At 73.8% G+C, this 26,149-nt stretch carries 19 protein-coding genes; 12 read left to right on the top strand and 7 right to left on the bottom strand.

Going from position 1 to position 26,149, the window contains the following annotated elements; genetic code table 11:
• Nucleotides 1-5 precede the first annotated feature (5 nt).
• From CRV15_RS08350 to CRV15_RS08335, 4 genes are all read right to left on the bottom strand, one after another.
• Nucleotides 6-275 carry a hypothetical protein gene (locus CRV15_RS08350; RefSeq protein WP_003961725.1) on the bottom strand — a complete coding sequence of 90 codons (270 nt, stop codon included), beginning with the start codon at nucleotides 273-275 and terminating at the stop codon, nucleotides 6-8.
• 477 nt (nucleotides 276-752) lie between these two features.
• Nucleotides 753-980 (bottom strand): DUF3107 domain-containing protein, encoded by a 228-nt coding sequence (locus CRV15_RS08345; protein ID WP_003961726.1) that lies wholly within the window; start codon nucleotides 978-980, stop codon nucleotides 753-755.
• A gap of 151 nt (nucleotides 981-1,131) precedes the next feature.
• Nucleotides 1,132-1,794, bottom strand: a complete 663-nt coding sequence (locus CRV15_RS08340; RefSeq protein ID WP_003953894.1) for a TetR/AcrR family transcriptional regulator — start codon at nucleotides 1,792-1,794, stop codon at nucleotides 1,132-1,134.
• 147 nt (nucleotides 1,795-1,941) lie between these two features.
• Entirely contained in the window at nucleotides 1,942-2,226 is a 285-nt protein-coding gene (locus CRV15_RS08335; RefSeq protein ID WP_009997464.1) for a hypothetical protein, read from the bottom strand.
• Nucleotides 2,227-2,413: 187 nt separating this feature from the next.
• Between CRV15_RS08335 and CRV15_RS08330 the strand changes: the two genes are divergently transcribed.
• From CRV15_RS08330 to moeZ, 10 genes are all read left to right on the top strand, one after another.
• A complete protein-coding gene (locus tag CRV15_RS08330) occupies nucleotides 2,414-3,439 on the top strand; it encodes an alpha/beta fold hydrolase (RefSeq protein WP_003953895.1) in 1,026 nt (341 codons plus the stop codon).
• Between the two features lie 258 nt (nucleotides 3,440-3,697).
• Nucleotides 3,698-4,918, top strand: coding sequence for a DUF3152 domain-containing protein (locus CRV15_RS08325; protein ID WP_003953897.1), 1,221 nt, complete (start codon nucleotides 3,698-3,700; stop codon nucleotides 4,916-4,918).
• Between the two features lie 137 nt (nucleotides 4,919-5,055).
• Complete coding sequence (locus CRV15_RS37695) at nucleotides 5,056-5,151, top strand: Ms4533A family Cys-rich leader peptide (RefSeq protein ID WP_003961728.1); 96 nt, start codon at nucleotides 5,056-5,058, stop codon at nucleotides 5,149-5,151.
• Nucleotides 5,152-5,650: 499 nt separating this feature from the next.
• Nucleotides 5,651-7,414 carry an ABC transporter substrate-binding protein gene (locus CRV15_RS08320; protein WP_003961729.1) on the top strand — a complete coding sequence of 588 codons (1,764 nt, stop codon included), beginning with the start codon at nucleotides 5,651-5,653 and terminating at the stop codon, nucleotides 7,412-7,414.
• Between the two features lie 191 nt (nucleotides 7,415-7,605).
• Nucleotides 7,606-8,613 carry an ABC transporter permease gene (locus tag CRV15_RS08315; RefSeq protein ID WP_003953903.1) on the top strand — a complete coding sequence of 336 codons (1,008 nt, stop codon included), beginning with the start codon at nucleotides 7,606-7,608 and terminating at the stop codon, nucleotides 8,611-8,613.
• A complete protein-coding gene (locus CRV15_RS08310) occupies nucleotides 8,610-9,599 on the top strand; it encodes an ABC transporter permease (protein WP_003953904.1) in 990 nt (329 codons plus the stop codon). The genes CRV15_RS08315 and CRV15_RS08310 overlap by 4 nt, the downstream gene beginning before the upstream one ends.
• On the top strand, nucleotides 9,596-11,380 hold the full coding sequence (locus CRV15_RS08305; protein WP_009997466.1) for a dipeptide ABC transporter ATP-binding protein: 1,785 nt from the start codon (nucleotides 9,596-9,598) through the stop codon (nucleotides 11,378-11,380). The genes CRV15_RS08310 and CRV15_RS08305 overlap by 4 nt, the downstream gene beginning before the upstream one ends.
• A gap of 703 nt (nucleotides 11,381-12,083) precedes the next feature.
• Nucleotides 12,084-13,052 (top strand): NAD-dependent epimerase/dehydratase family protein, encoded by a 969-nt coding sequence (locus CRV15_RS08300; RefSeq protein ID WP_003953906.1) that lies wholly within the window; start codon nucleotides 12,084-12,086, stop codon nucleotides 13,050-13,052.
• On the top strand, nucleotides 13,040-13,840 hold the full coding sequence (locus CRV15_RS08295) for a spherulation-specific family 4 protein (protein WP_003953907.1): 801 nt from the start codon (nucleotides 13,040-13,042) through the stop codon (nucleotides 13,838-13,840). The genes CRV15_RS08300 and CRV15_RS08295 overlap by 13 nt, the downstream gene beginning before the upstream one ends.
• Before the next feature lie 63 nt (nucleotides 13,841-13,903).
• Nucleotides 13,904-15,082: an adenylyltransferase/sulfurtransferase MoeZ gene (gene moeZ, locus CRV15_RS08290; RefSeq protein ID WP_003953908.1), complete on the top strand. Its 1,179-nt coding sequence runs from the start codon at nucleotides 13,904-13,906 to the stop codon at nucleotides 15,080-15,082.
• A 136-nt stretch (nucleotides 15,083-15,218) separates the two neighbouring features.
• On the opposite strand, the gene CRV15_RS08285 is transcribed toward moeZ, so the two are convergent.
• The 3 genes from CRV15_RS08285 to CRV15_RS08275 form a co-directional block, all read right to left on the bottom strand.
• Nucleotides 15,219-16,778: an alpha/beta hydrolase gene (locus CRV15_RS08285; protein ID WP_003961733.1), complete on the bottom strand. Its 1,560-nt coding sequence runs from the start codon at nucleotides 16,776-16,778 to the stop codon at nucleotides 15,219-15,221.
• 165 nt (nucleotides 16,779-16,943) lie between these two features.
• Nucleotides 16,944-18,545, bottom strand: a complete 1,602-nt coding sequence (locus tag CRV15_RS08280; protein ID WP_003961734.1) for an alpha/beta hydrolase — start codon at nucleotides 18,543-18,545, stop codon at nucleotides 16,944-16,946.
• A gap of 92 nt (nucleotides 18,546-18,637) precedes the next feature.
• Nucleotides 18,638-21,604 (bottom strand): lysylphosphatidylglycerol synthase domain-containing protein, encoded by a 2,967-nt coding sequence (locus CRV15_RS08275; RefSeq protein ID WP_009997467.1) that lies wholly within the window; start codon nucleotides 21,602-21,604, stop codon nucleotides 18,638-18,640.
• Between the two features lie 212 nt (nucleotides 21,605-21,816).
• Between CRV15_RS08275 and CRV15_RS08270 the strand changes: the two genes are divergently transcribed.
• Both CRV15_RS08270 and CRV15_RS08265 read left to right on the top strand, forming a co-directional pair.
• Entirely contained in the window at nucleotides 21,817-22,191 is a 375-nt protein-coding gene (locus tag CRV15_RS08270; RefSeq protein ID WP_003961735.1) for an MGMT family protein, read from the top strand.
• Nucleotides 22,192-22,349: 158 nt separating this feature from the next.
• Nucleotides 22,350-26,144 (top strand): ATP-dependent helicase, encoded by a 3,795-nt coding sequence (locus tag CRV15_RS08265; protein WP_003961737.1) that lies wholly within the window; start codon nucleotides 22,350-22,352, stop codon nucleotides 26,142-26,144.
• Nucleotides 26,145-26,149 lie beyond the last annotated feature (5 nt).

Raw genomic sequence — 26,149 nt, 5'->3', positions numbered from 1 at the left:
CCGCCTCAGAAGGGGAGCGCCCTGCGCAGCCGGTGCGCCGAGGGCCGCAGCAGCAGGGAGAGCAGGACACCGCCGAAGAGCGTCGCTCCCAGCAGCGTCCCCAGCTCATGGCCCGGGCCGAGCGAGGCACCGGCCACCCAGGCGCCGAAGAGGGCGCCCAGCGCCCCCGTGCCGTAGACCGCGGGGCGCCCCGGGAGGCGGGCGGCCAGCCGCCGGTCGGCGGCCCACGCGAGCGCGAGGCCGAGCAGAACCGAACCGAACACTGCGAACAGCACTGCTGATCACCTCGCGGACACGGGTAAGGGGGCAGTTCGTTACAGCCCGTACTACCCGGTGGCTACGGAAAGCAACCCTCCCCGTGCGGTGAACGGCCGGTGAACCCCGGCGCGCCGCCCCCGCCCCCGGAGAGGCCCCGCACGGCCCGCGCGGTGGTCACCGGCGCGTCGTCGGCGGGGCCCCGCCCCCGCCGACGGGTGGCGCGTGGGCCCGGACGGCGGCGCGTCCGCAGGACGAACGGCAGGCATGGCGGCGGCGGGCATGACGGGGGCGAGGGCGAGGGCATGGCGGGGGCTGGCATGACGACGGCCGGGGGCCGGACGGAATCGCATCCGTCCGGCCCCCGGCCGTTCCGCGTCACCGCGCGCGCCGCGGGCGTACCGCCGCGCCGCCGCTCCCGCGCTGTCCCGCTCTGCTGCGGGCCGACCGCTGCCGGCTGCTGCCGACCGCGCGTCCGCTGTGCGTCTGCTGCGCGCCTACTGCGCGCCGAAGCCCACGCGCCGCACGGCGGGCTCGCCGATCTCGACGTAGGCGATCCGGTCCGCCGGCACCAGGATCTTGCGGCCCTTGTCGTCCGTCAGGCTGAGCAGCGGCGCCTTGCCGGACAGCGCCTCTCCGACGGTCTGCTCGACCTCGTCGGCGGACTGTCCGCTCTCAAGAACGATCTCCCGGGGCGCGTGCAGCACCCCGATCTTGACCTCCACGGCTATGTCCCTCCGAACGGTCAGTGCGTCGCGCGGTCAGCCGCGCCGTACCCGCACACCCTAGCCGGGCCGAAGCCGCAGGAAGCCGCCCGGGGGAACGCCAGGAGCGAACACGCCCCGACGGGTGCCGGAGCCGCCGCCACCACAGCCGTCAGACCGGCCCGGCGTGCCCGATCGGCTGGTCCACCCCGTGCAGCGGGAACCCGGCGATGCCCCGCCAGGCGAGCGAGGTGAGGAGCTGCACCGCCGTCTCCCGGGGGATGCTGGAGCCGCTGGAGAGCCAGTACCGCGCCACCACCTGGGACACCCCGCCCAGGCCGACGGCGAGGAGCATCGACTCCTCCTTGGACAGCCCCGTGTCCTCGGCGATCACCTCGGAGATCGCCTCGGCGCACTGGAGGGAGACCCGGTCGACCCGCTCCCGCACGGCGGGCTCATTGGTCAGGTCCGACTCGAAGACCAGCCGGAAGGCCCCGCCCTCGTCCTCCACGTACGCGAAGTAGGCGTCCATCGTGGCGGCCACCCGCTGTTTGTTGTCACTGGTCGACGCCAGCGCGGTGCGCACTCCGTGGAGCAGGGCCTCGCAGTGCTGGTCGAGCAGGGCGAGATACAGCTCCAGCTTTCCCGGGAAGTGCTGGTAGAGGACCGGCTTGCTGACACCGGCGCGCTCGGCGATGTCGTCCATCGCGGCCGCGTGGTAACCCTGGGCCACGAAGACCTCCTGGGCCGCGCCCAGGAGCTGGTTCCTGCGGGCTCGGCGCGGCAGACGCGTGCCCCGCGGGCGCGCCGCCTCTGTCTGCTCGATGGCTGTCACGCCGCCTCCCAAAATTCGTTCCGTGCGCGCTGTGCGCCGCGCCCGCCATCGTACTTTTGGGTAACCCGGCCGTGCGCGTCGCCGACGCAGAATTTCACGGATCGGACACCCGCGATAACTCCCTATTCGGGGGCAAAGAGGGGCAGGTCACCGATAGTCGTCCTCATCCAGGCCGACCGTACGGGCCTGCTCCACGGCGTCCGCCTCGTTCGCGGCGTCCGCGTCGATATGTGCCGGACGGTCGTCGCCCTCCGGAGTCACCTCCGTGCGCTGTTCGACGGCGTCCGCCTCCGGCACCTCGTCCTCAAGCGTCCCGGCCTCCCGCCGGGCCGCTGCGCCGCCCGTGCCGTTCTCCTCGAAGCCCGTGCCCTCGAAGTCCTCGAAGTCCGCGAACTCCTCGATGGTTTCCGGATCGGTGGGATCGACAGCCATACCGCACCGCTTTCCCTGAAGGTGGGTTCTCATCCCTTCCGGGCCCGACACCGGACTGGTGAATCCTGTCAGCAGCCGGTGAATGCGGCCTTTCCTTCGAGCGTAGAAGCTGATGAAGCCGGGCGCTATGCGATGTGTGACGCCGAACACACGAATCGCGGTGTGATCGTCTCGTAACATTGCCGCCATGTCTTCGACCGAGCCGCCAGGCGTCCGTACCGCCGTCGCCCAGCCGGCCGCCGGAGCGGTCACGGGCACCGTCGCGGACCCGGCCGCCGGGTCCGGCGCCGACCCGGCCGCGCGGCTGCCCGCCGTGCGGGTCGCGGAGGGGGAGAAGCTGCGCTCCGTCACCGTGTCCGGGCTCACGCTCGCCGTGCGCTCCCGGCCCCCGGCGCGCTCCGGACTGCCGCCCGCCCTCTGTCTGCACGGCCTCGGCGGCTCCTCCCTGAACTGGTCGCCGCTGCTGTCGCTGCTCGCGGACGCCGTCGACGGCGAGGCGCTCGACCTGCCCGGCTTCGGGGTCTCGCCGCCCCCCGCGGACCGTGACTACTCGGTCACCGGACACGCTCGCGCGGTGATCCGCTTCCTCGACGCCTCCGGCCGGGGCCCCGTCCATCTGCTGGGCAACTCGCTGGGCGGGGCGGTGGCCACCCGCGTCGCCGCCGTCCGCCCGGATCTGGTGCGCACCCTCACCCTGGTCTCGCCCGCGCTGCCGGAGCTGCTGGTGCAGCGCACGGCCCTGCCCACCGGGCTGCTGGGGCTGCCGGGGGTCGCCCCGCTCTTCGGCCGGATGACTCGCGGCTGGAGTGCCGAGCGGCGGGCCCGGGAGGTCGTCTCACTGATCTACGGCGACCCCTCGCGCGTCTCCGACGAGGCCCTGCGCCAGGCCGTCGAGGAGATGGGGCGACGCCTTCGACTCCCGTATTTCTGGGAGGCGATGGGGCGTACGGCGCGGGGTATCGTCGACGCGTACACACTGGGGGGCCAGCACAATCTGTGGCGGCAGGCCGAGCGGGTGCTCGCGCCGACGCTGCTGGTGTACGGCGGACGGGACCGGCTGGTCTCGTTCCGTATGGCGCACCGGGCCGCACTCGCCTTCCGGGACTCGCGTCTGACGACCCTGCCGGACGCGGGGCATGTGGCGATGATGGAGTACCCGCGGGCGGTGGCGCAGGCCGTCCGGGAACTGCTCGACGACACCGGTAGGAGCTGATCGGAGCCCGTGGGACGACACAGCCGCAAAGGGCCCGCGCCCAAGGCCGCCGCGGTGGACTCCGTACCCGCGGGGGCTCCCCTCTCCGCCGGTGGTTCCGGCCCTTCCGGCCCTTCCGGCGGTGGGGACACGCGCGCCACGGGCGGATATGACACCGGCGCGCTGCCTCCCGTGTCCGTCGGGTCCGGAGCGTGGTCGGGGCCGCACGCGGCAGGTCACGGCCCGGTGGGCGGAGCGCCTGGGTCCGGTCATGGTCCGGTGGACCAGGGGCCGCCGCGGACCCGGGGCGGCCACCCCGAGCAGCGCGAGTCCGGAGGCGCCTGGGGCGCGCCCGCGCCGTCCGGACCGTACCCGTCCGCGCAGGCCCCCTCCCAGGGGGCGGCACACCCCGCTCCGGAGGCGGCGGCCCGGCCGTACCCGGCGGAGCACCGGGAACCGGCGCGTGAGCCCGCGCTCCACGGGGCGGCCGAGCACGCACGGGACTCCCGCATACCCGGTCCGCGCCGTGAGTTCGTCGAGGCGTTCGACGCGCCCGGCGCGCCCGCGCCGTACGCGGGGCCCGGCACCGGCGGAGGCGGAGCGGACGACGGGGGGACGGAGGACGGGTCCGCCCCGCCGTCGACCGGCCGCCGGCTCCCCGGGCAGCGGAGCGGGTCCAAGGGCCGTACGCTCACCGGGCTCGCGGCGGCCGCCGTGACGGCCGTGCTCGCCGTCGTCGTCTCGGGCCAGGTCGCCCAGGACCGGGAGCGCGACCGGGACGCCGGACCCGCGGCGACGGGGGAGGACCGGGCCGACGGGGACACCGGCGGCGCCGACGGCTCCCTCCCCGAGAGCCGCCGGGACCCGTCACCCGCGGGTGACGCGGTCCAACCGCCCACCTACGACGAGCTGATGGCCCGGCAGTACCCCATCGACCGGGAACTCGCCGCCGACGGCGCCTTCGAGGCGGTGCCCGGGGGCGACGCGGTGCCCGGCGCGCGCGGCAAGGCCGTCCGCTACCGCGTCGACATCGAGAAGGGGCTGCCGCTGGACGGGGCCCTCTTCGCCCGTGCGGTGCACCGCACGCTGAACGACGGGCGGAGCTGGGGCGGCCGGGGCGAGATGACCTTCCAGCGGATCTCGTCGGGCCAGCCCTCCTTCGTCATCACCCTGGCCAGCCCCCGCACCACCGATGTCTGGTGCGCGAAATCCGGCCTCGACACCTCCATCGACAAGGTCAGTTGCGACTCCGCGGCCACCGACCGGGTGATGATCAACGCCTACCGCTGGGCGCGCGGCTCGGAGACCTACGGCCCCCGGGCGATGCACGCCTACCGGCAGATGCTCATCAACCACGAGGTGGGACACCGGCTGGGTCACGGTCATGTGAACTGCGGCACCGAGGGCGCGCTCGCTCCGGTGATGCAGCAGCAGACCAAATCGCTGGAGATCAACGACATCGAATGCCGCCCCAACCCCTGGCCCTACCCGGGGAGTTGACTCCGGCGAGGGCTTTTCGGCCCTCGGTGCCCCCCGGTCTTTCCCGCTTCCGGGGCCATGGTGAATCCGGGACGGGCGTCTCAGTATCCGGTCGTACGGCTTTGACATCGACGGGCGGCTCATCCATATTTCTCGGCATGTCGCACCGCCCTTCCTCCGTCGAACGCGCCGCTTTCGAGCTGGCGCTCATCGGCGTGACCGGGCACAGTGTGGCCGATATCCACTGTTGCTGACGTCTGCCCGAGCGCGCGTCGTCCGTCCCCGTGCGGGACGTTTCTTCTGAACTCCCCCGGCTTCTTCTGAGGTTTCCCGGGGATTACGGGAGTTCCCGAGGACTGCCGACCGCGTCCGGCGATACAGGTCCGCAGGCGCGGCTTTCTGTTGTTTCCCTCTCCGGTGCCGCTTTTTCGGTGCTCGGCCGTTTCGGCGGCCTCCGTCTCCGTGGCTCCGGCGTCCCCGATATCCCCGGTCCCCCCGGTATCCCGATACCCCCGGTCTCTCCGGTGTCCGTGGTGCCGCCGGTCTTTCCGGTGCCTTTGGTGCCCGAGGAATCCCCGGTGTCCCCGGCGTCTTCGGTGTCCCCGGCGCCTCGGAGGGTCTCCGGTGTTTCCCGGTGCTCCGGCGTCGTCCTGGAAGCCTGCCGTCGCCTGCATGGACATATCCGCGTTATTCGCGTTTCCGTAATTTTCCGTGCTGTGTCTGTTTCTTCCATGATGGAGAGGTCCCCTTCCGATGCGTCAACGGTCCGCCATATCCCGCCGCGCGGCAGCGGCAGCACTCGTTCTCGTCGTGGTCACGGGCGCCGCCGCGTGCGCCGGGCCGCAGGACGGCGACGCCCGGGGCGATGGCTCCGGCGGCGGCGAGCCCCGCCGGGGCGGCACCCTGACCGTGCTGAACTCCGAGCCGCAGACCGACTTCGACCCCGCCCGCCTCTACACCTCCGGCGGCGGCAACGTCCCCTCCCTCGTCTTCCGCACCCTCACCACCCGCAACCGCGAGGACGGCGCGGCCGGTACCGAGGTCGTGCCCGACCTCGCCACCGACACCGGACGCCCCAACGCCGACGCCACGGAGTGGACGTTCACCCTCAAGCCCGGTCTGAAGTACGAGGACGGGACCCCGATCACCTCGGCCGACATCAAGTACGGCGTCGAGCGCTCGTTCGCGGCCGAGCTGTCCGGCGGCGCCCCCTATCTGCGGGACTGGCTCATCGGCGGCAGCACCTACCAGGGCCCGTTCACGGGGAAGGGCAAGGACAAGAGCAAGGCCGACGGCGAGAACAAGGGAGGGAACGGGCTCGACTCGATCGTCACCCCCGACGACCGGACGATCGTCTTCAAGCTGCGCAAGCCCGCGGGCGAGTTCCCCTACCTCGCCACCCAGACCCAGTTCGCGCCGGTGCCCCGGGCGAAGGACACCGGGACCCGGTACGAGGAGCACCCGCTCTCCTCCGGCCCGTACAAGGTGGTCAGGAACGAGGGCGACGGCGAGCGGCTGCTGCTGGAGCGCAACCCCCACTGGTCCGCCACGACCGACCCGGAGCGCAAGGCGTACCCCGACACCATCGACGTCCGCTCCGGGCTCGACTCCGCCGTCATCAACCAGCGGCTGTCCACCGGCTCCGGAGCCGACGCCTCCGCCGTCACCACGGACACCAACCTCGGCCCCGCCGAGCTGGCCCGGATCGGCGACGACAAGGAGCTGGCCGCCCGGGTCGGCACCGGCCGCTTCGGCTTCGTCAACTACCTCGCCTTCAACCCGAAGGTGAAGCCGTTCGACAACATCAAGGTGCGCCAGGCCATCGCGTACGCGATCAACCGCACCAGCGTCGTCAACGCGGCGGGCGGCTCCGCGCTCGCCGAGCCCGCGACCACCTTCCTCCCGGAGAAGGAGGCGTTCGGCCACACGCCCTACGACCACTTCCCGGCGGGTCCGACCGGCGACCCCGAGCAGGCGCGCAAGCTGCTCAAGGAGGCCGGGCACGAGAAGCTCACCATCACGCTGACGCACTCCACCGAGCAGAACCGGCAGACCAGCCCCGAGGTCGCCACCGCCGTCCAGGAGGCCCTGAAGAAGGCCGGGATCACGGTCGAGCTCCAGGGCCTGGAGAACAACGCGTTCAACGAGGCGCGCTGGGACGCGGCGAAGACGCCCGGGTTCTTCCTCTCCCGCTGGGGAGCCGACTGGCCCTCCGGAGCGCCCTTCCTCGCGCCGATCTTCGACGGTCGGCAGATCGTCCGCGACGGCTCCAACTACAACCACGCTCAGCTCGACGACCCGGCGGTGAACCGGGAGATCGACGAGATCAGCAAGCTGACCGACCTGGACGCGGCGGCGAAGCGCTGGGGCGCGCTCGACCGGCGGATCGGCGAACTGGCACTGGACGTTCCGCTCTTCCACCCCGTCTACAAGCGGCTCTACGGCAAGAACGTCAAGAACATCGTCATCAGCGACTGGACCGGTGTGCTCGACATCTCCCAGGTCGCGGTCGCGTGACCATCGGCACCGCACCGGAACGCCCGGCCGCGGGCGGGGGCGAGAGCCCGCCCGCGGCCGGGCCGGCCCCCTCGCCCGGCGCCCCGGACACCGCGAAGGACACCAGCGCCGCGAGCGCTGAGAACGGGAGCGGGAGAGGCGGGAGAGGGAGGAGGGGGAGAGGCGCGAGCGGGCGCGGGACCGCCCGGGCCGTGCTGCGCGGGCTCGGCCGCCGCCCCTCGGCGCTGATCTCGGCGGGCGTGCTCGCCCTGCTGGTCCTGCTCGCCCTCGCCGCCCCGCTGATCACCGCCCTGACCGGCCAGGACCCCTACGCGTACCACGACGGTCTGATCGACTCGGCGCGCGGCGGGGTCCCCGTCGGCCCCCTGGGCGGGGTCAGCGCCGATCACTGGCTGGGCGTGGAGCCCGGCACCGGGCGCGATCTGCTCGCCCGGCTGCTGTACGGGGCCCGGATCTCGCTGCTGGTGGCCGCCGGGGCGACCCTGGTCCAGATCGCGATCGGCCTCGCCGTCGGCCTCGCCGCCGGTCTGGGCGGCCCGCTGCTCGACTCCCTGCTCAGCCGGGTGGGCGATGTCCTGGTCGCGCTGCCGATGCTCGTCGTCGGGATCGCGCTCACCGCCGTCGTCCCCCCGGACTTCCCCCGTCCGCTGCTGCTCGTCCTGCTGATCGGGGCGTTCGGCTGGGGCGGCACCGCACGGATCGTCCGGGCCCAGACCCTGAGCCTGCGGCGGCGGGACTTCGTCGCGGCGGCCCGGCTGAGCGGAAACGGCCCCTGGCGGGTCGCCCGCCGGGAACTGCTGCCCTCCCTGGCCGCACCCGTGATCACCTATGCCGCGGTGCTGCTGCCCGTGAACATCGTGGTCGAGGCGTCGCTCTCGTTCCTCGGCGTCGGAGTGAAGCCGCCCACGCCGTCCTGGGGGCAGATGCTGTCCACCGCGCAGACCTGGTTCCGGGCGGACCCGATGTACGTCCTGCTCCCCGCCGGGCTGCTCTTCGTCACCGTCCTCGCGTTCACCGTCCTCGGGGAGGCCGTGCGGACGGCCCTCGACCCTCGGGAGGCGAGCAGGCTCGCGGTCGGCACCCGCCGGGAGAAGCCGGCGTCCCCGGAGTCGGTGGCCTCCCCGGCGTCCCCGGCGCCCGTGTCCCCCGATCCGGCCCCGTCCCCTGATCCGGCCTCCCCGAGGAAGGCCCCGTCATGACTCTCTTCCTGCTCAAACGGCTCGGCGGCGCCCTGCTGGTGCTGCTGGCGCTCTCCGCCCTCGTCCACGGGCTGTTCCAGCTCGCGCCCGGCGACCCCGCGCGCCTCGCCTGCGGCGAACGCTGCTCCCCGCAGCAGATCGCCCAGGTCCGGGAGACACTCGGCCTCGACGCCCCGGCGCTCACGCGGTACGCCGAGTTCCTCCAAGGGCTGGTCACCGGACGCGACTACAGCACCGGGACGGGGGTGAGGCACTGCTCCGCGCCCTGCCTCGGCCTCTCGTACCAGAGCGATCAGCAGGTCACCGAGCTGATCGTGGAACGGCTGCCCGCCACCGCCTCCCTGGCGCTGGGCGCGCTGGTGATCTGGCTGGTCGTCGGCGTCGGCGTCGGGCTCCTCTCGGCCCTGCGCCGGGGCGGCCCCACCGAGCGGGCCCTGACGGTGCTGACGCTCGCCGCGACCGGAATGCCGGTCTTCATCCTCGGCCTGCTGCTGCTCATGGCCGTCTGCGCCTATCTGCGCTGGCTGCCCTTCCCCAGCTATGTGCCGTTCACCGAGAACCCCGAGCAGTGGGCGTGGAATCTGCTGCTGCCCTGGCTCACCCTCGGTCTCTTCGAGTCCGCGAAGTACGCCAGGCTCACCCGGAGTTCGACGCTGGAGACCCTGGCCGAGGACCACATCCGGACCTTCCGCGCCTACGGCGTGAGCGAACGGGCGATCGTCACCCGGCACGCGCTGCGCGGGGCCGCGCCGCCCGTGATCGCGCTGAGCGCGCTCGACGTCGGCACGATGTTCGGCGGCGCGGTGCTCACCGAGTCGCTGTTCGGCATCCCCGGACTGGGCAAGACCCTGATCGACGGGGTGAAGGTGATCGATCTGCCCGTGGTGGTCGGCGTGGTGCTGGTGATCGGCACCGCGGTCGTGCTCGCCCATCTGCTCGCGGACCTGCTGTACGCGCTCGCCGACCGAAGGGTGGTCCTGTCATGACGGACACGGTGGCTTCCGCCGTCTCCCCGGCCTCTGTCTCCGCTCCTGCCTCGCCGGCCCCTGCCTCCGCTCCTGTCGCTCCCGCCGGCTCCGTGGCTCCGGCTTCCCCGGCCGTCGTCCCCGACCTCCTCGTGGACGTCCGCGATCTGGTGGTCCGCTTCCCCGGCCCCGCCGAGGGCGTCCGCGCCGTCGACGGAGTGTCGTTCACCCTGGCACCGGGCGCCGCGCTCGCCCTCGTGGGGGAGTCCGGCAGCGGCAAGAGCACCGTCGCGGGCGCCCTGCTCGGACTCCACCGGGGTACGGGCGCGCGACTCTCGGGGACGGTACGGGTCGGCGGCGTCGACGTGACGACGGCGGGCCCCCGGGAACTGCGGGAGCTGCGCGGCGGTGTCGCCGCCATGGTCTTCCAGGACCCGCTCTCCGCGCTCGACCCCCACTGCTCCGTCGGCGGCCAGATCGCCGAGGTGTACCGGGTGCACCACCGGGTCTCCCGGCGGGCGGCCCGCGCCCGCGCCGTCGAGGTGCTCGACCGCGTCGGCATCCCCGACGCGGCCCGCCGGGCCCGCTCCCGGCCGCACGAGTTCAGCGGGGGGATGCGGCAGCGGGTGCTCATCGCCATGGCGCTCGCCTGCGCCCCCCGGCTGCTGATCGCGGACGAGCCGACCACGGCGCTCGACGTGACCGTCCAGGCGCAGATCCTGGATCTGCTGCACGGGCTGCGCGAGGAGACCGGGGCGGGGCTGCTGCTCGTCACCCACGATGTGGGGGTCGCGGCCGGGACCGTGGACGAGGTCCTGGTGATGCGGAACGGCCGCAGGGTCGAACACGGCCCCGTGACGGACGTCCTCACCGCCCCCGCGGCCCCCTACACCCGCTCGCTGCTGGCGGCCGTCCCCCGCCTCGACACCCCGTTGGCCCCGTTGACCCCTTCGGTCTCTCCCGCCCCGGGCGGCCCGGCGTCCCCCGTGCTCGAAGTGACCGGGCTGCGCCGCACGTTCGGCCGGGGACGGGAGCGGACCGTCGCGCTCGACGGGGTGGACCTCACCGTCGCCGCGGGCGAGAGCCTGGGCATCGTCGGCGGCAGCGGCAGCGGCAAGACCACGCTCGGCCGGCTGCTGGTCCGGCTGGACCGGCCCACCTCCGGGGAGGTCCGGTACGACGGCACCGAGATCGGCGCGCTGTCCGAGCGGGCGCTGCGGCCCCGGCGCCGGGAGCTCCAGATGGTGTTCCAGGACCCCGTCGCCTCGCTCAACCCCCGCCGTTCCATCGGCGAGTCCATCGCCGACCCGCTGCGCGCGGCCGGACACCGCGACGAGCGGCTGATCCGGCGGCGGGTGGGGGAGGCGCTGGAGCGCGTCGGACTCGACCCCGACCGCCACGGGAGCCATCCGCACGAGTTCAGCGGCGGCCAGCGGCAGCGCGTCGGCATCGCCCGCGCCCTCGTCGCCGGGCCGAGGGTCGTCGTCTGCGACGAGCCGGTCTCCGCGCTGGACGTGACCACCCAGGCGCAGATCGTCGCCCTGCTCCGGCAGCTCCGCCGCGAGCTGGGCCTGACCCTGGTCTTCATCGCCCACGACCTCGCCGTCGTCCGGCAGATCAGCGACCGGGTCGCCGTGATGCGGCAGGGCCGGATCGTGGAACACGGCCCGGTGGAGCAGGTGTACGGGGCTCCCCGCGACCCTTATACCCGGGAGCTGCTCGCCGCCGTGCCGAGCCCCGATCCACGGCTCGCCCGTGCCCGGCGCACGCGCCGCGAGGAGGCCGTCGGCGACCGGTCCTGACGGCCGCTCCGTCCGGCGCGTATGACGGAGCGTCCCTTTAGCGCGACGGAACGCGACCCCGCGGCGAAAGTCACGGCCATTCACCCCTTCCGGTGGCGCGACGGACAACCGTCCGTCGCGCCACCGCCGTACCGGCTTACGGTCTTTGCGCCGCGGGTCGACGGAACGACAGCGGTCGTCCACCAGGGAGATCGGGGGTGTGATCGGTGCACATCGGACTCGTCGCGCAGGGTGATACTTCATGCGCGGAGAGCGGCTTCGCGGTCCGGCGTGCGCGGAGCGCGGGGCCGGACGCCCGACCCGCCCCCCGGTCCGCACACCGGACCCCCTCCCGGCCGTACGGCACCCGCTCCCGCCGCTTCCGGTCCGGTCGCCGCCCCGGTGCGGCCCCGGCCCACCCGTCGCGCCCGCGGCCTGACCAAACGCTTCTGCGCGGCCCCCGGGCCGGTCACCGGGCCCGGCCCGGCCCGGGGCCGCCGCATACCGCCCCGGGACCGCCGCGCACCACGGAGTGCGCCCGGTCCCACCGGCGTACACGCCGGAGCCGACCGACCGGGTGCGCCCGCGGACGAACCGTCCCCCGCCGCGGCGCCCCGTCCGCCCGGCCCCGGGCGCCACGGCAGCCGCACCGATATCACGGAGGAGACCGCCCTATGACCCCCCAACCCCAGGCCCCGGCCCCCTGCCAGCGAGGGGACGTGCGATGAGGGTGCTGCTGCTCGGAGCCAATGGCTTCCTGGGACGCTTCGTCGCCGACCGGCTGCTCGCCGACCCGGCCGTCCATCTCACCGCGCTCGGACGGGGCGACGACGCCGACGTCCGCTTCGACCTCGCCGGGGGCAGCCCCGGCGCGCTCACCCGCTTTCTGAGCGCCGTCCACCCCGGTGTCGTCATCAACTGCGCCGGAGCCACCCGGGGCGGCGCCCGCGAGCTGACCCGGCACAACACCGTCGCCGTCGCGACCGTCTGCGAGGCCATGCGCCGCAGCGGCTGCGGGGCCCGGCTGGTCCAGCTCGGCTGCTCCTCCGAGTACGGGCCCTCCCAGCAGGGCTCGTCCACGGCCGAGGACGCGGTGCCCCGGCCCGGCGGCCCCTACGGGGTCAGCAAGCTCGCCGCCACCGAACTCGTCCTCGGCTCCGGTCTGGACGCGGTCGTCCTGCGGGTCTTCTCACCCGTCGGCCCCGGCACCCCCGCCGGTTCGCCGCTCGGACGGCTCGCCGAGGCGATGCGCCGCGCCATGCAGTCCGGTGACGGCGAACTGAAACTCAGCGGCCTCGGGGTCCAGCGCGACTTCGTCGACGTCCGCGACGTGGCCCGTGCCGTGCACGCCGCCTCGCTCTCCGCCGCGCAGGGCATCGTCAACATCGGCACCGGCCGCGCCGTACGGCTCCGGGACGCCGCCGCCGTCCTGGCCAGGGTGGCCGGATACGCGGGAGCGCTGCACGAGCTGGACGGCCCGCCGGGCCGTCCCGGAGTCCCCGGTATCGGCGTACCCCGCTCCGAATCCGTTCTCGAACACCTGGCCGCGACCCCCGTCCCGTACCCCGACGGCTGCGGAAGCTGGCAGCAGGCGGACGTCCGCACGGCGCGCGACCGGCTCGGCTGGCGGCCCCGGATCAATCTGGAGGAATCCCTCGCCGACATCTGGATGGAGGCGGCGTGCCGTATCTGACCACGGTGGGCGCCCCGCTCGCCGCGACCGGCGCCGAGAGACTCGGCGTCGGTGTCCCCGGCTACGCCCATCCGCTGCTCGCCCCCGTCGAATGGGCCGAACTGACCCGCCCCGGCACCCCGCTGCACTGGGTGGTGCTCAATGTGGCGAACGGCCCCGGACACCGGCCCGACCCGCACTGCCTGACGGCGGCCGGGCGGCTGAACAACGCCGGGGTGCGGGTACTCGGCCATCTCGACCTGGCCTGGGGCGCCCGCCCGTTCGCCGACCTGATCACCGAGGCACGGCGCTACGCCCAGTGGTACCGCGTCGGCGGGTTTCTGCTCGACCGCTGCCCCGGTGACCGCTCCCGACTGGCCGCCGTCCGCCGGATCACCGCGGCCCTGGGCGGGGTGGCCGAGGGCGGGCACCTCGTCCTCGGGCACGGTACGCACCCCTGGCCCGGCTATGCCGAAGCCGCCGACCAGCTCGTCACCTTCTCCGGGCCGTGGATGGACTACCGCTGGTCCCAGGTGGCGCAGTGGACCGCGGACCATCCGCCGGAGCGGTTCGCCCACTTCGTCCACGGGGTGCCGCGCAACCGGCTGGAGGAGGCCACCCGGATCGCGCGCTGGCAGGGCGCGGGGACGATCTTCTTCACCGATCGCACGGACTGCGCCGACCGGGAGGGGCACCCGGACACCGCCCCCGCCCCGGAGTGCTGCCGGGCGCAGATCGGTCCTTATGAGACGCTGCCCGGCTACTGGGACGAAATTGTCTCGCAGATCGGACCAGGTGTCTCGGAATGAGGAGGCGCGTGGCAGTGTTACCAGGGAACAACCGTACTGATATATCGACGCTACGGAGTCCCCGTGTCGCTGCCACCCCTGGTCGAGCCAGCAGATGAGCTCACCGTTGACGAGGTCCGCCGGTACTCCCGCCACCTGATCATCCCGGATGTCGGGATGGGCGGACAGAAGCGGCTGAAGAACGCCAAGGTGCTCTGTGTGGGCGCCGGGGGCCTCGGCTCGCCCGCGCTGATGTACCTGGCCGCGGCGGGTGTCGGCACCCTCGGCATCGTGGAGTTCGACGAGGTCGACGAGTCCAACCTCCAGCGCCAGATCATCCACAGCCAGGCCGACATCGGGCGCTCCAAGGCCGAGTCCGCCCGGGACTCGGTCCTCGGGATCAACCCGTACGTCAATGTCGTCCTGCACACGGACCGGCTCGAAGCCGACAACGTGATGGACATCTTCAGCCAGTACGACCTGATCGTGGACGGCACCGACAACTTCGCCACCCGCTATCTGGTCAACGACGCCTGTGTGCTGCTGAACAAGCCCTATGTCTGGGGCTCGATCTACCGCTTCGACGGACAGGCGTCCGTCTTCTGGTCCGAGTACGGACCCTGCTACCGCTGCCTCTACCCGGAGCCCCCGCCGCCGGGCATGGTGCCGAGCTGCGCCGAGGGCGGTGTGCTCGGCGTGCTCTGCGCCTCCATCGGCTCCATCCAGGTCACCGAGGCCATCAAGGTCCTCACCGGCGTCGGCGACCCGCTGGTGGGACGGCTGATGATCTACGACGCCCTGGAGATGCAGTACCGCCAGGTCAAGGTGCGCAAGGACCCCGACTGCGCGGTCTGCGGCGAGAACCCGACCGTCACCGAGCTGATCGACTACGAGGCGTTCTGCGGTGTCGTGTCCGAGGAGGCCCAGCAGGCGGCGGCCGGTTCCACGATCACTCCCCGGCAGCTCAAGGAGTGGATCGACGGGGACGAGAACATCGAGATCATCGATGTCCGTGAGGTCAACGAGTACGAGATCGTCTCCATCCCGGGCGCGACGCTGATCCCGAAGAACGAGTTCCTGATGGGCACCGCGCTGGAGCGGCTGCCGCAGGACAAGAAGATCGTCCTGCACTGCAAGACGGGTGTCCGCAGTGCGGAAGTCCTCGCCGTGCTGAAGTCCGCGGGCTTCTCCGACGCCGTCCATGTCGGCGGTGGCGTGATCGGCTGGGTCAACCAGATCGAGCCGCACAAGCCCGTCTACTGACCCACCCGCCGCGGCACGGCTTCCGTCCGTGCCGCGGTGCCTTCGCTCAGCTCCGGCCCGGGGCCCGGCTCCGCGTTCGGGGCCGCGCGCCCGGGCCGCGGTGTGTGCGGGCCGCGCTCGGGCCGCCCGGGGCGCGTCAGTCGCAGACCTTCCCGTCCTCGGGTATTTCGCCCTCCAGCAGATACTTGTCGACGGTCCGCGTGGTGCACTGCGAGGTGCCGTAGGCGCCGTGCGTGTCGCCCTTGTTGGTGAGCAGCACCCCCACGCCCTCGCCCAGCGCGTCCGCCATGCGCCGGGCGCCCTCGTACGGCGTGGCCGAGTCCCCGGTGGTGCCGACGACCAGGATCGGGGCGGCCCCCGGGGCGGAGACGTCCGGGGACTCCCAGGCTCCGGCCACCGGCCAGTCGGCGCACCAGCCCGCGAGATCCCAGGCCAGATAGGGGCCGAACACCGGAGACACCCGGGTGAACCCGGCCAGATGGCGGGAGCGCACCTCGTCCGCCGTCACCCTGCCCTTGCTGTCGGCGCAGGAGATGGCCCGCTGGGCGTGGTCCTGCGGGCTGTACGCGCCCTTGTCGTCACGGTTGTTGTAGGCGTCCGCCAGCGCCAGCAGCGCGGTGCCGTCGCCGTCCTCCGCCGCCTCCAGGGCCTCGGTCAGCCGGGGCCAACTCGCCTCGGAGTACAGCGGCAGGATGATGCCGATGAGTGCCAGGTTCTCCGTGAGCGGCCGGTCCGACGCGGTGGTCAGCGGGGTGCGGTCCACCCGTTCCAGCAGCCGGACGATCCGCCGGGTCCCCTCCCGGGGGTCCTCGCCCCGGTCGGTGAAGTAGTTCTCCAGGGCCCGCTGGAAGCCGATGACCTGGTTCCGCGCGCTTCCCACGAAGTCGGCGGAGGGGTCGACCACCCCGTCCAGGACGAGCCGCCCCACCCGGGAGGGGAAGAGATGGGCGTAGACCGCGCCCAGTTCGGTCCCGTAGGAGAAGCCCAGATAGTGCAGCTTCTCGTCCCCGAGGGCCCGGCGGATCAGATCCATGTCCCGGGCCGCGTTCTCCGTGCCGACGTGGGGGAGCACCCTGCCGGAGCGCTCCGCGCAGCCGGCGCCGAAGGCACGGGAGGTCCTCAGATAGGTCTTCTCCTCCTCCGGGGTGTCCGGTGTGTGGTCGATCCGGTGGGCCGCCTCGGTGGCGGCGCTGTCCCGGCAGACCACGGCGGAGCTTTCGGCGACTCCGCGAGGGTCGAAGCCGACCAGGTCGTATCGGCTGTTCAGGGCGGTGTACTGACCGGCGGACAGCGGTAGCGAGGCGACGCCCGAGCCGCCGGGGCCGCCGAAGTTGAAGAGCAGGGAGCCGATCCGGCGGCCGGGCTCCTTGGCCTTGGCGCGGATCAGGGCGATGTCGATCGTCCCCCGCGAGGGGTCGCCGTGGTCGAGCGGCACGGTGAGATCGGCGCACTGCCAGCGGTCACCGGGGCGTTCGGCGGCGCTGCCGTGCGCCGTGACCGGGGCCGCGCAGCGCTTCCAGACGGGCTCGGCCCCGCCGTCCGGCTCCCCGTCCTGCCCGTCCTGTCCCCGGGGCTTCTGACGTTCCGCCCGGTCGGCCCGGTCCGGCCGGTCGTCGCCGTCCGCTCCGCAGGCGCTGACCCCGCCCAGCAGCGTCAGCGCGGCGGCCAGGGCGGCCATACGTACTCTCGTCCTCATCGCGGCCCCCCACGGCTTGCGGCACTTCGGACCCGTCCCACGGTTTTTCCACCGTGGTCGCCATCCTAGGCAGAGCCACTGACAACGGCCCCGGGCCCCGCCCCCACCAGGCACGATCCACTGACGGCCGGGGCGGCCACAGCCGGTGCCCGGGGCGGAGCGGGGTCAGGCGCAGACGGTGCCCGACGCCGGAACGGTGCCGTCCAGCAGATAGGCGTTGACGGCGTCCCGGACGCAGGTGTCGCCGCCGTTGTACGCCCCGTGGCCCTCGCCCTTGTAGGTCATCAGGACGCCGACACCCGCGCCGAGCGCGTCGGTCATCGCCCGGGCGCCCTCGTAGGGGGTCGCCGGGTCGCCCGTGCTGCCGATGACCACCATCGGGGCGGCACCGGGGGCGGAGACGTCCGGGTGGTCCCACGCCCCGGCGACCGGCCAGCCGTCGCAGCTCATCAGCCCCCAGCCGAGGGACGCGCCGAAGAGCGGCGACGCCTCGCGGAACTGGGGCAGCCGCGCCTTGGTCTCCGCGAGGGTGTAGCGCCCCCGGTAGTCGGCGCAGCTGATGGCGGTGAGCGCCGCCATGCTGTTGTCGTAGTGGCCGTTCTGGGCCCGTCCGTTCATCAGGTCGGCGAAGGTGAGCAGCAGTCCGCCGCTGCCTCCGTCGGCCTCGTCGAGGCCCTGTTCCAGGTACTGCCAGAAGTCCTTGGCGTACAGGGTCTGGACGATCCCGGTGACGGCCAGCGACTGCGTCAGGTCCCGGCTGCCGATGCCGGGGATCGGCTCGCGGTCCAGCCGGGCGAGCAGATCGCCGACCCAGTCCTCGATCTCCGCGACGGATCTGCCGGGGAGCAGGCACTCGTCGCCCCGGGCGACGCAGTCCTTGGCGAAGTTGGTGAACGCGAGCTGGAAGCCCTTCGCCTGTCCGAGCGCCCCCTGCTCGGAGGTCTTGGTGGGGTCGATGGAGGCGTCGAGGACGGCGCGGCCCACGGCCTTGGGGAAGAGATGGGCGTAGACGCCGCCGAGTTCGGTGCCGTACGAGATCCCGAAGTAGTGGAGCTTGTCGTCGCCGAGGACCCGGCGCATGAGGTCCATGTCACGGGCGGCGTTGGTGGTGCCGACATGGGGGAGTTCGGTGCCGGAGTTCTGCTCGCACGCCTTGACGTACGAGGCGAGGCCCTCCTGGTACGCCTTCTCCTCGTCGGGGGTGTCGGGGGTCGAGTCCCCGGCGTAGAAGCGGTCGAGCTGCCGGTTGTCCTCGCACTCGACGGCGACGCTGCGGCCCACCCCGCGCGGGTCGAAGCTGACGAGATCGTAGCGGGTACGCAGATCGGCGTAGTCGCTCTCGAAGTTGGGCAGGGCGGCGACACCGGAGCCGCCGGGTCCGCCGAAGTTGAAGATCAGTGAGCCGATACGTTTCTGCTGGTTCACCGCACGGGCCCGGATCAGAGCCAGCTCGATGGTCTCGCCGCCCGGTGCGGCGTAGTCGAGCGGGACCTCCAGGAAGGAGCACTCCCACGCGGCCCCGCCGGGGAGCGGCGAGGGGGCGGTGCCGCCGCCCTCGGCCTCGGAGGGCGCGGGGCAGGGGCGCCAGTCCAGCTCCTGCGCGGCCAGCTTCTCCAGCGCGTCGGCGCTGCCCGCGGTGGGCCTGGTCGTGGTCCCGCTCGGGGCGGAGCCGCCCCCGGTCCCGCCGCCCGAGCAGCCCGCGGCCAGCAGCACGGTGAGGGAGGCGACGAGTGCGGCGGCCCGCAGGGCGGCGGATGTGGTGGGCATGGCACCATCCTGGGCGCCGCGGGCGGACGCTGCCCCCGAGCGGGGCCGATCGGGTGACCGCCCGGGGCCGCGCGGACCCGGGGCGCCCGGTGCTACAGAGCGCCCTTCCGCGTCAGATGGTTGAAGACGAACCAGCCCGGCAGCACCGGCAGCCAGAGCGTCAGCGTCCGGTACAGCAGCACCGCGGGCGTGGCGACCTCCTTGGGCACACCCGCCGCGATCAGACCGAGGATCAGCGCGCCCTCGACCGCGCCGACGCCGCCGGGGGTGGGTGCGGCCGACCCGAGCGCGTTGCCCGCCAGGAAGACCACGGCGAGGCTGGCGTAGCTCAGCGGCTGGTGCCCGTTCCCGAACGCCCGGACGGAGGCGTCCAGACACATCACGAACACACCGGTCAGCATCAGCATCCCGCCGATGCCGGTGAGCAGCTTCAGCGGACGCTGGAGCACGTCGAGCAGGCGGGGCACCACCCCCGCGAACAGCGACCGCAGCCGGGTGGAGACGAACTTGCGCAGGAACGGGATCGCCGTCACGACCAGCGCCAGCACCGCGACGGTGAGCAGACCGGCGATCACCGTCCGGGAGGGGTTGAGCGACGGCGTCTTCTCCGTACCGGTGAGATAGCCGAAGGTCAGCAGCAGCAGGATGTGCGCCCCGAGCCCGAAGAGCTGGGAGGCGCCCACGCTCGCCACCGCGAGCCCCGGGCGGACCCCCGAACGCTGGAGGAAGCGGGTGTTCAGCGCGACACCGCCGACCGCCGCCGGAGCGACGATCTTGACGAAGGAACCGGCCACCTGGGCCGCCACGGTCCGCAGGAAGGGCACCCGCTCGGGGACGAAGCCCAGCAGGCTCATCGCCGCCGCCACATAGCTGAGCGCGGAGAACGCGGCGGCGGCGGCCACCCAGCCCCAGTGCGCATGGCTGAAATCGGTACTGAAGTCGTTGCCCGCGATCGTGGACAGCAGGAAGTACGCGGCCACCGCACCGGCGATCAGACTCACCAGTGTCCGGGGCCTGATCCGCTCCAGCCGCACCGGCTCCACCGGCGCCTGCGGCCTGATCCGCAGCACCTCGTGCCGGATCTGGGAGAGCAGGTCCTCCTCGCGCGCCTCGTCCATCGCCTCGTCGATGGCGCGCTTGTCGGCCTGCTTCTCGGCGCGCTCCGACTTCCGGCCCGCCCTGTGCCCCTCCCGCGCCCGCTCGGCCGCGGCCTCGGCGCGCGCCCGCTTGGCGGCGGCCGATGCCTCCAGCACCGCTTCCCGCTCCCGCTGTGCCCGCTCCCGGGTGAGCCGTCGCAGGGTCGCGCGCGTGGAGCGGGTCAGGGCGATGGGCTGGAGGAGCGGCAGACAGTCGGCGACGGTGTCCGGGCCCAGGACCTCCACCGCCGTCGCGACCGCGCGCTCCGCCCCGAGCCGCAGCGCGAACGTGGTCAGGAGCTGGGCGATGTCCATGCGCAGCACCACATCGCCCGCCGCGATCTCACCGCCGCGCAGATCGGTCAGGATCACCTTGCCGGAACGATCCACCAGGATCGCCTCGCCGTCCAGCCTGCGGTGGGCGATCCGGCGCGACTGGAGCGCCTTGACCTGCTGCCATGCCCCGCGCACCACGTCGTCGGTGATCTCGCCGTCGGTCATGGCGTCCAGGGACCGGCCGCCGAGGTGCTCGTAGACGAGCATCACCGCGTCGGGCCCCAGCTCGGAGGTGGCGATCAGCTTGGGGGCGTTGGCCCCGGCGGAGATCGCCGCGTACGCGAGCAGCGCCTCCTGCTCCAGCGCCTGACGCAGGGACTGGAGCGACCGGCGGGTGGTGATGGACCGCAGCGTCAGCCGCCGCCACACGCGGTAGAAGAAGCCCTGCGCCTGCTGTTCGCGGTCGACGACGGTGACATCGAGCGGAGGGCCGTCCTCCAGGGTGACGAGATAGCGGCGCCCCCGGTCGTTCTGCTCGGACCGGTGCCGCTCGCCCTTCTCGCCCCGTTCCCGTCCGCGGGGCTCCCCGGTCCCGGCCCCGTCCGTGCTTCCGCCGCCGCCGTCCGCGCCGGTGGCATCGGTGGCATCGGTGACCGGGCCGAGCGGGGAGGACATCCCCGGGGTGTCCTCGGCGCGCAGCGCGGTGACCGGCCGGAAACCGACCCTCCGGAGCCCCGCCAGCAGGGTCTGCCCGGTGGGGCGGACATTGGGTGTGCCCACCGCGTACAGCGTTCCGTACGCCACGGTCCAGCCGAGCAGCACGGTCAGGATGATCGAGAACGGTGTGGTGTAACCCGCCACCAGCATCGCGAAGGCGTCCAGCAGCAGAACGACCCACAGCACCACCCGCCAGCGGGGTCTGCGGGCCATCCCGACGGCCGTCATATAGGCGATCACCGGCGCGAGATAGCCGTGGACGGGGTCGGTGAGCCCGCTTCCCTGGTGCTGGGTGAGGGCGTCCCGGATGCTGTCGGGCGCCGCTCGGGCCACCCAGAGGTCGGTGGCGAGCGTGACGCCGTGCGCGAGCACCGCGGCGAGGACACCGTCGGCGATGCGCAGCCCGTCCCGTTTGATCAGCCGCTCGATGGCGAAGGCGATCGGGACGAGGAGCAGGGCGATGGAGGAGACCAGCCCCGCCAGCTTGACCAGCAGGTCGGGTGCCTGGCCGGTCCCCTTGGTGATGTCCTGCTCCAGGCCGGCGGTGGTGCCGTGGGCGAACGCGGAGACAGCGAGCACGACCGCGATCGCGAGGATGCCGGTGAGCAGGCGCAGCAGGTCGGAGGGGCGGTGCACGCGGGCCGCGAGCAGCGGCTCGTCGCCGGAGACGCGGTCGGTGGACGCCACCCCGGAGGGTCCGTCCGCACCGGGTCCGGTGCCGTCCGGCGACTCCTCCGGGTCCTTCCGGTCCTTCAGGTCGTTCCGGTCCTCGCGGTCCTCACGCTTTCCGCGGTCGCCCGGGTCCTTCCGGCCCGCGCGCTCCCGGGAGGAACCCCGGTCCGGCGAGCCCTCGCCCCGTGAGCCCTTCCCCGGCTCCGGATCCGGCTGCGGATCGGTCTCAGGGGCGCCCGCCGACCTGCCTGGCTGCACGCCCTGCTCCTTCGCCGTCTCGGTCTCTTCTTGATCTCGTATCACCAGTCACCGCCCGCACGATGGTGGCACGACCGGGCAGGCGACGGGGGACTCAGGGGCCAACGCGGAGGATAGGGCTGGGCACTATCCACTGCTTCAGCCAGTGAAATCCATTCTGCACCGGTTGTCTGTGCACAGGGGGCCGGGGGCCGTCGGTGCGGTGGGGCAGGATGGGGGGCGTGGAAGAGCTGCCGGAGTACGCCGAGCGGGTGCTGGAGGTCGCCGAGCTGATCCCGCCCGGAAGAGTGATGACCTACGGTGACATCGCGGAGTGGCTGGGCGAGGGCGGGCCGCGCCAGGTCGGACGGGTGATGGCGCTGTACGGAGGGGCCGTGCCGTGGTGGCGGGTCGTGCGCGCGGACGGGCACCTGCTGCCGGGACACGAGCGGCGCGCCCTCACCCACTACCGCACGGAGGGCACACCGCTGCGGGAGGCGTCGCGCACCGGCGGGGGCGGCGGCGCGGAGCTGCCGCGTGTCGACATGAAGCGGGCGCGCTGGGACGGCGCGGGTGCCCCCAGCGGTGGTGAGGACGCTCACAGATGACGGCCCGGGAGCGGCGGTACGGACCGTCGGCGCCGCGCCCCGGGCGGAGAACGGCGTAGCCTCGGTCCTTCCCGTCCGCGGCCGTGCCCCGGACACCCCGACCACCTCCCGCATCAGCATCACTCCTCAGGACCGGCGAACCACGTGAGCACCTCCTCGTGAGCACCTCCTCCACCACCGGACCCGTGCCGTATCCGCGACCGGTACGGCGGCGGAGTCCTGGTGCGTACCGGCTCGTGCGCACGGCGCCGTCCGCTGTGGCCCCCCCACTCCTGGACGCGGCACAGCGCGCCGTGGTCGACCACCGGGGCGGCCCGCTGCTCGTGCTCGCCGGTCCGGGCACCGGCAAGACCACCACGCTGGTGGAGGCGGTGGCCGAACGGGTCGCGGCGGGCGCCGACCCCGCGCGCGTCCTGGTGCTCACCTTCAGCCGCAAGGCGGCGGTGGAGCTGCGGGACCGGATGGCGCTGCGGCTCGGCGGCGCGCGCGGCCCCCAGGCCACCACGTTCCACTCGTTCTGCTATGCCCTGGTCCGTGCGCACCAGGACGCCGACCTGTTCGCCGAGCCGCTGCGGCTGCTCTCCGGACCGGAGCAGGACGTGATGGTGCGGGAGCTGCTGACCGGCCAGCTCGACCTGGAGGCGGACGGCTTCGACGGCCACCGCTGGCCCGACGAGCTGCGGGCCTGCCTCACCACCCGGGGGTTCGCGGACGAGGTGCGTGCGGTGCTCGCCCGCAGCCGTGAGCTGGGGCTCGGGCCGAGGTCCCTGGCCCGCTTCGCGGCCCGCACCGGACGGCCGGACTGGCGGGCCGCGGCGTCCTTCCTGGCGGAGTACCTGGACGTCCTCGACATGCAGGGGGTCCTCGACTACGCCGAGCTGGTGCACCGCGCGGTGCTGCTGGCGGAGCGCGCCGGACCGGCGCCGGACTTCCCGTACGACACGGTCTTCGTCGACGAGTACCAGGACACCGACCCCGCGCAGGTGCGGCTGCTCACGGCGCTCGCGGGCGGGGGCCGCACCCTGGTCGCGTTCGGCGACCCCGACCAGTCGATCTACGCCTTCCGCGGCGCCGACGTGAACGGCATCCTCGACTTCCCCGCGACCTTCCGGCACCCGGACGGACGGCCCGCGGACGTGGCCGTCCTCACCACCTCGCGGCGCAGCGGGGCGGCGCTGCTGGGGGCGACCCGGCTGCTGACCCGCCGGATGCCGCTCACCCGGCTGCCCGCCGACAAGGTCCGCGCCCATCGCGAGCTCGCGGCGACCCGCCCCGGCGGACGGGTGGAGACGTACACCTTCCCGACACCCTCCGCCGAACTGGACAATGTCGCCGACATCCTGCGCCGGGCCCATCTGGAGGACGGCGTGCCCTGGCACGGGATGGCCGTCCTGGTCCGCGCCGGCGCCCGCAGCATCCCCGCCGTCCGCCGCGCCCTGACCGCCGCGGGCGTCCCCCTGGAGACGGACGGCGCCGATGTCCCCCTGCGCCACGAACCGGCCGTCGCCCCGCTGCTGACGGCCCTCCGCGCCATCGCGACAGCCGCGTCCACCACCCCCACCGGAGCCGCCGTCCCGGGCCCCCGGCACGGCACCGCCCCCGTCCCGGCCCCGGAGGATCGCACCCCGGTCCGGAGCGACACCCCGCCCGCGCACGGTGATCCGGCGACGGCCGCCCCCGCCGCCGACAGCGGTCCGCCGGACGCGGCTGCGGTCGTGCGTACGGGGACGGGCGCTTCCGCGGCGGCCGGAGACCTGTCCGGCCCGGTCGCGGGGGAGGCGCCGGACACCCCCGTACCGGCCCCCGGCGGCGGCCCGCCGGGTGACATCGCCGCCGACGCCGTGGGCGGCACCTCAGCGGACGCGGCTGCCGTCGTGCGTACGAGTGCGGAGACGGACGCCGCAGCGGACGGCGGACCGGACCGGAGCGGGGCCGGGGACGGGGCCGGAGACGGGGTGTCCGGGCCGGGCGCGAGGGCGCGCGCGGCGGTGGGCCGGGCGTGGCTGGACACCGGGACCGCGCTGGCGCTGCTCACCTCCCCGCTCGGCGGCATGGACGCCGCCGACCTGCGCCGTCTCGGCCGTGCGCTGCGGGACGAGGAGCGCGCCGCGGGCAACCGCGTGCCCCCGCCGTCGGACGAGCTGATCGCCCGGGCCCTCGCGGAGCCCGAGCGCCTCGTCACGCACGACCGGACGTACGCGTTCGGCGCCCAGCAGCTCGGCGGGCTGCTGCGGCACGCCCGGGAGCTGCTGGAGCGCGGCGGCACCGCCGAGGACGCGCTGTGGGCCCTGTGGGACGGCACCGGCTGGCCCGCGCGCCTGGAGCGCGCGGCCCTGCGCGGCGGTGCCGCCGGGCGCAACGCCGACCGCGACCTCGACGCCGTGTGCGCGCTCTTCGACACCGCGGCCCGCGCGGAGGAACGCACCGGAGGCGCGGGCGCGCTCAACTTCCTCGAAGAGATCGACGCACAGGACATCGCCGCCGACACCCTCTCCGCCCGGCGCAGCCGCCCCGACGCCGTGCGGCTGATGACCGCCCACCGCTCCAAGGGCCTCGAATGGCGTCTGGTCGTCGTCGCCGGAGTGCAGGAAGGTCTCTGGCCCGACCTGCGCCGCCGCGGTTCGCTGCTGGAGGCCGACCGCATCGGGCGGGACGGCCTCGCCGAGCCGCTGAGCCCGGGCGCGCTCCTCGCCGAGGAGCGCCGCCTCTTCTACGTCGCGGCCACCCGCGCCCGTGAACGGCTGGTCGTCACCGCCGTCAAGGCCCCCGCCGACGACGGTGACCAGCCCTCCCGTTTCCTCGCCGAACTGGGCGTCGAACCGAAGGACGTCACCGGCCGCCCGCGCCGCCCCCTCGCCGTGGCGGCGCTCGTCGCCGAGCTGCGCGCCACCACCGTCGACCCGGACGCCTCCCCGGCGCTGCGCGAGGCCGCGGCCCGGCGGCTGGCCCGGCTCGCCGCGCTCACCGACGAGGAGGGCCTGCCCCTGGTGCCCGCCGCCCACCCCGACCGCTGGTGGGGGCTGCACGAGCCGACGCACAGCCACGCCCCGCTGCGCGACCGCGACCACCCCGTCACGCTCTCCGGGAGCGCCCTGGACCAGCTCGCCGGGGACGGCTGCTCGCTCCAGTGGTTCCTCGGCCGCGAGGTCAAGGCGGACGCTCCCGCCACCGCCGCCCAGGGCTTCGGCAACGTCGTCCATGTCCTCGCCGACGAGGTCGCGTCCGGCCGCACCCCCGCCGACCTCGCCGTCCTCATGGAACGTCTGGACTCCGTGTGGGACGGCCTCGCCTTCGACGCCCCCTGGAAGTCCCAGCAGGAGAAGGAGCACGCGCGGGCCGCGCTGGAGCGCTTCCTCCGCTGGCACGTCATGGACCGGGGCGGGCGCACCACCGCCGCCACCGAGCACCCGTTCGACGTCACCCTGGAGGCGGGGGAGTACGCGGTCCGCATCCGGGGCTCCATGGACCGCGTCGAGCGGGACGCCCAGGGCCGCGTCTACGTCGTCGACTTCAAGACCGGCAAGCAGGCGCCCACGGCCCGGGAGGTCGACCGCCACCCCCAGCTCGCCGTCTACCAGCTCGCCGTGCGGGAGGGAGCCCTCGACACGCTCGACGGGACGGGCACGGCCGATGCGCCCGACGGGGCCGAGGCGTCGGACACGGGCCCGGGCCCGGGGGAGGGCCGTCCGGAGTCCGGCGCCGCCCCCGTACCCGGCGGGGCCGAGCTGGTGCATCTGCGGCAGGCCGCCCCCAAGAAGGAGGGCGGCGACGCCCTGCCCAAGGTGCAGGCGCAGCAGCCCCTCACCGGTGAATGGGTCGGCGGGCTGCTGGCCACCGCCGCGGGCCGGGTCCTGGACGAGCGGTTCGCGCCGGTCACCGGCTCCCACTGCGCCACCTGCGCCTTCCGCAGCACATGCAGTGCCCGCCCCGAGGGCCGTGCCGTGGTCGAGTGAGCCGG

The sequence above is a fragment of the Streptomyces clavuligerus genome (assembly GCF_005519465.1).
In the GTDB taxonomy this organism is placed as follows: domain Bacteria; phylum Actinomycetota; class Actinomycetes; order Streptomycetales; family Streptomycetaceae; genus Streptomyces; species Streptomyces clavuligerus.
The sequence above is the reverse complement of the archived record's forward strand: the minus strand, read 5'-3'. Positions and strand labels throughout refer to the sequence as shown.

Excerpts from the sequence above, each read along its gene's own strand:
- CRV15_RS08335 (WP_009997464.1), bottom strand. The coding sequence starts at position 2,226 with ATGGCTGTCGATCCCACCGATCCGGAAACCATCGAGGAGTTCGCGGAC.
- CRV15_RS08330 (WP_003953895.1), top strand. The coding sequence starts at position 2,414 with ATGTCTTCGACCGAGCCGCCAGGCGTCCGTACCGCCGTCGCCCAGCCG.
- CRV15_RS37695 (WP_003961728.1), top strand. The coding sequence starts at position 5,056 with ATGTCGCACCGCCCTTCCTCCGTCGAACGCGCCGCTTTCGAGCTGGCG.
- CRV15_RS08320 (WP_003961729.1), top strand. The coding sequence starts at position 5,651 with ATGCGTCAACGGTCCGCCATATCCCGCCGCGCGGCAGCGGCAGCACTC.
- CRV15_RS08310 (WP_003953904.1), top strand. The coding sequence starts at position 8,610 with ATGACTCTCTTCCTGCTCAAACGGCTCGGCGGCGCCCTGCTGGTGCTG.
- CRV15_RS08305 (WP_009997466.1), top strand. The coding sequence starts at position 9,596 with ATGACGGACACGGTGGCTTCCGCCGTCTCCCCGGCCTCTGTCTCCGCT.
- CRV15_RS08300 (WP_003953906.1), top strand. The coding sequence starts at position 12,084 with ATGAGGGTGCTGCTGCTCGGAGCCAATGGCTTCCTGGGACGCTTCGTC.
- CRV15_RS08285 (WP_003961733.1), bottom strand. The coding sequence starts at position 16,778 with ATGAGGACGAGAGTACGTATGGCCGCCCTGGCCGCCGCGCTGACGCTG.
- CRV15_RS08280 (WP_003961734.1), bottom strand. The coding sequence starts at position 18,545 with ATGCCCACCACATCCGCCGCCCTGCGGGCCGCCGCACTCGTCGCCTCC.
- CRV15_RS08270 (WP_003961735.1), top strand. The coding sequence starts at position 21,817 with ATGGGGGGCGTGGAAGAGCTGCCGGAGTACGCCGAGCGGGTGCTGGAG.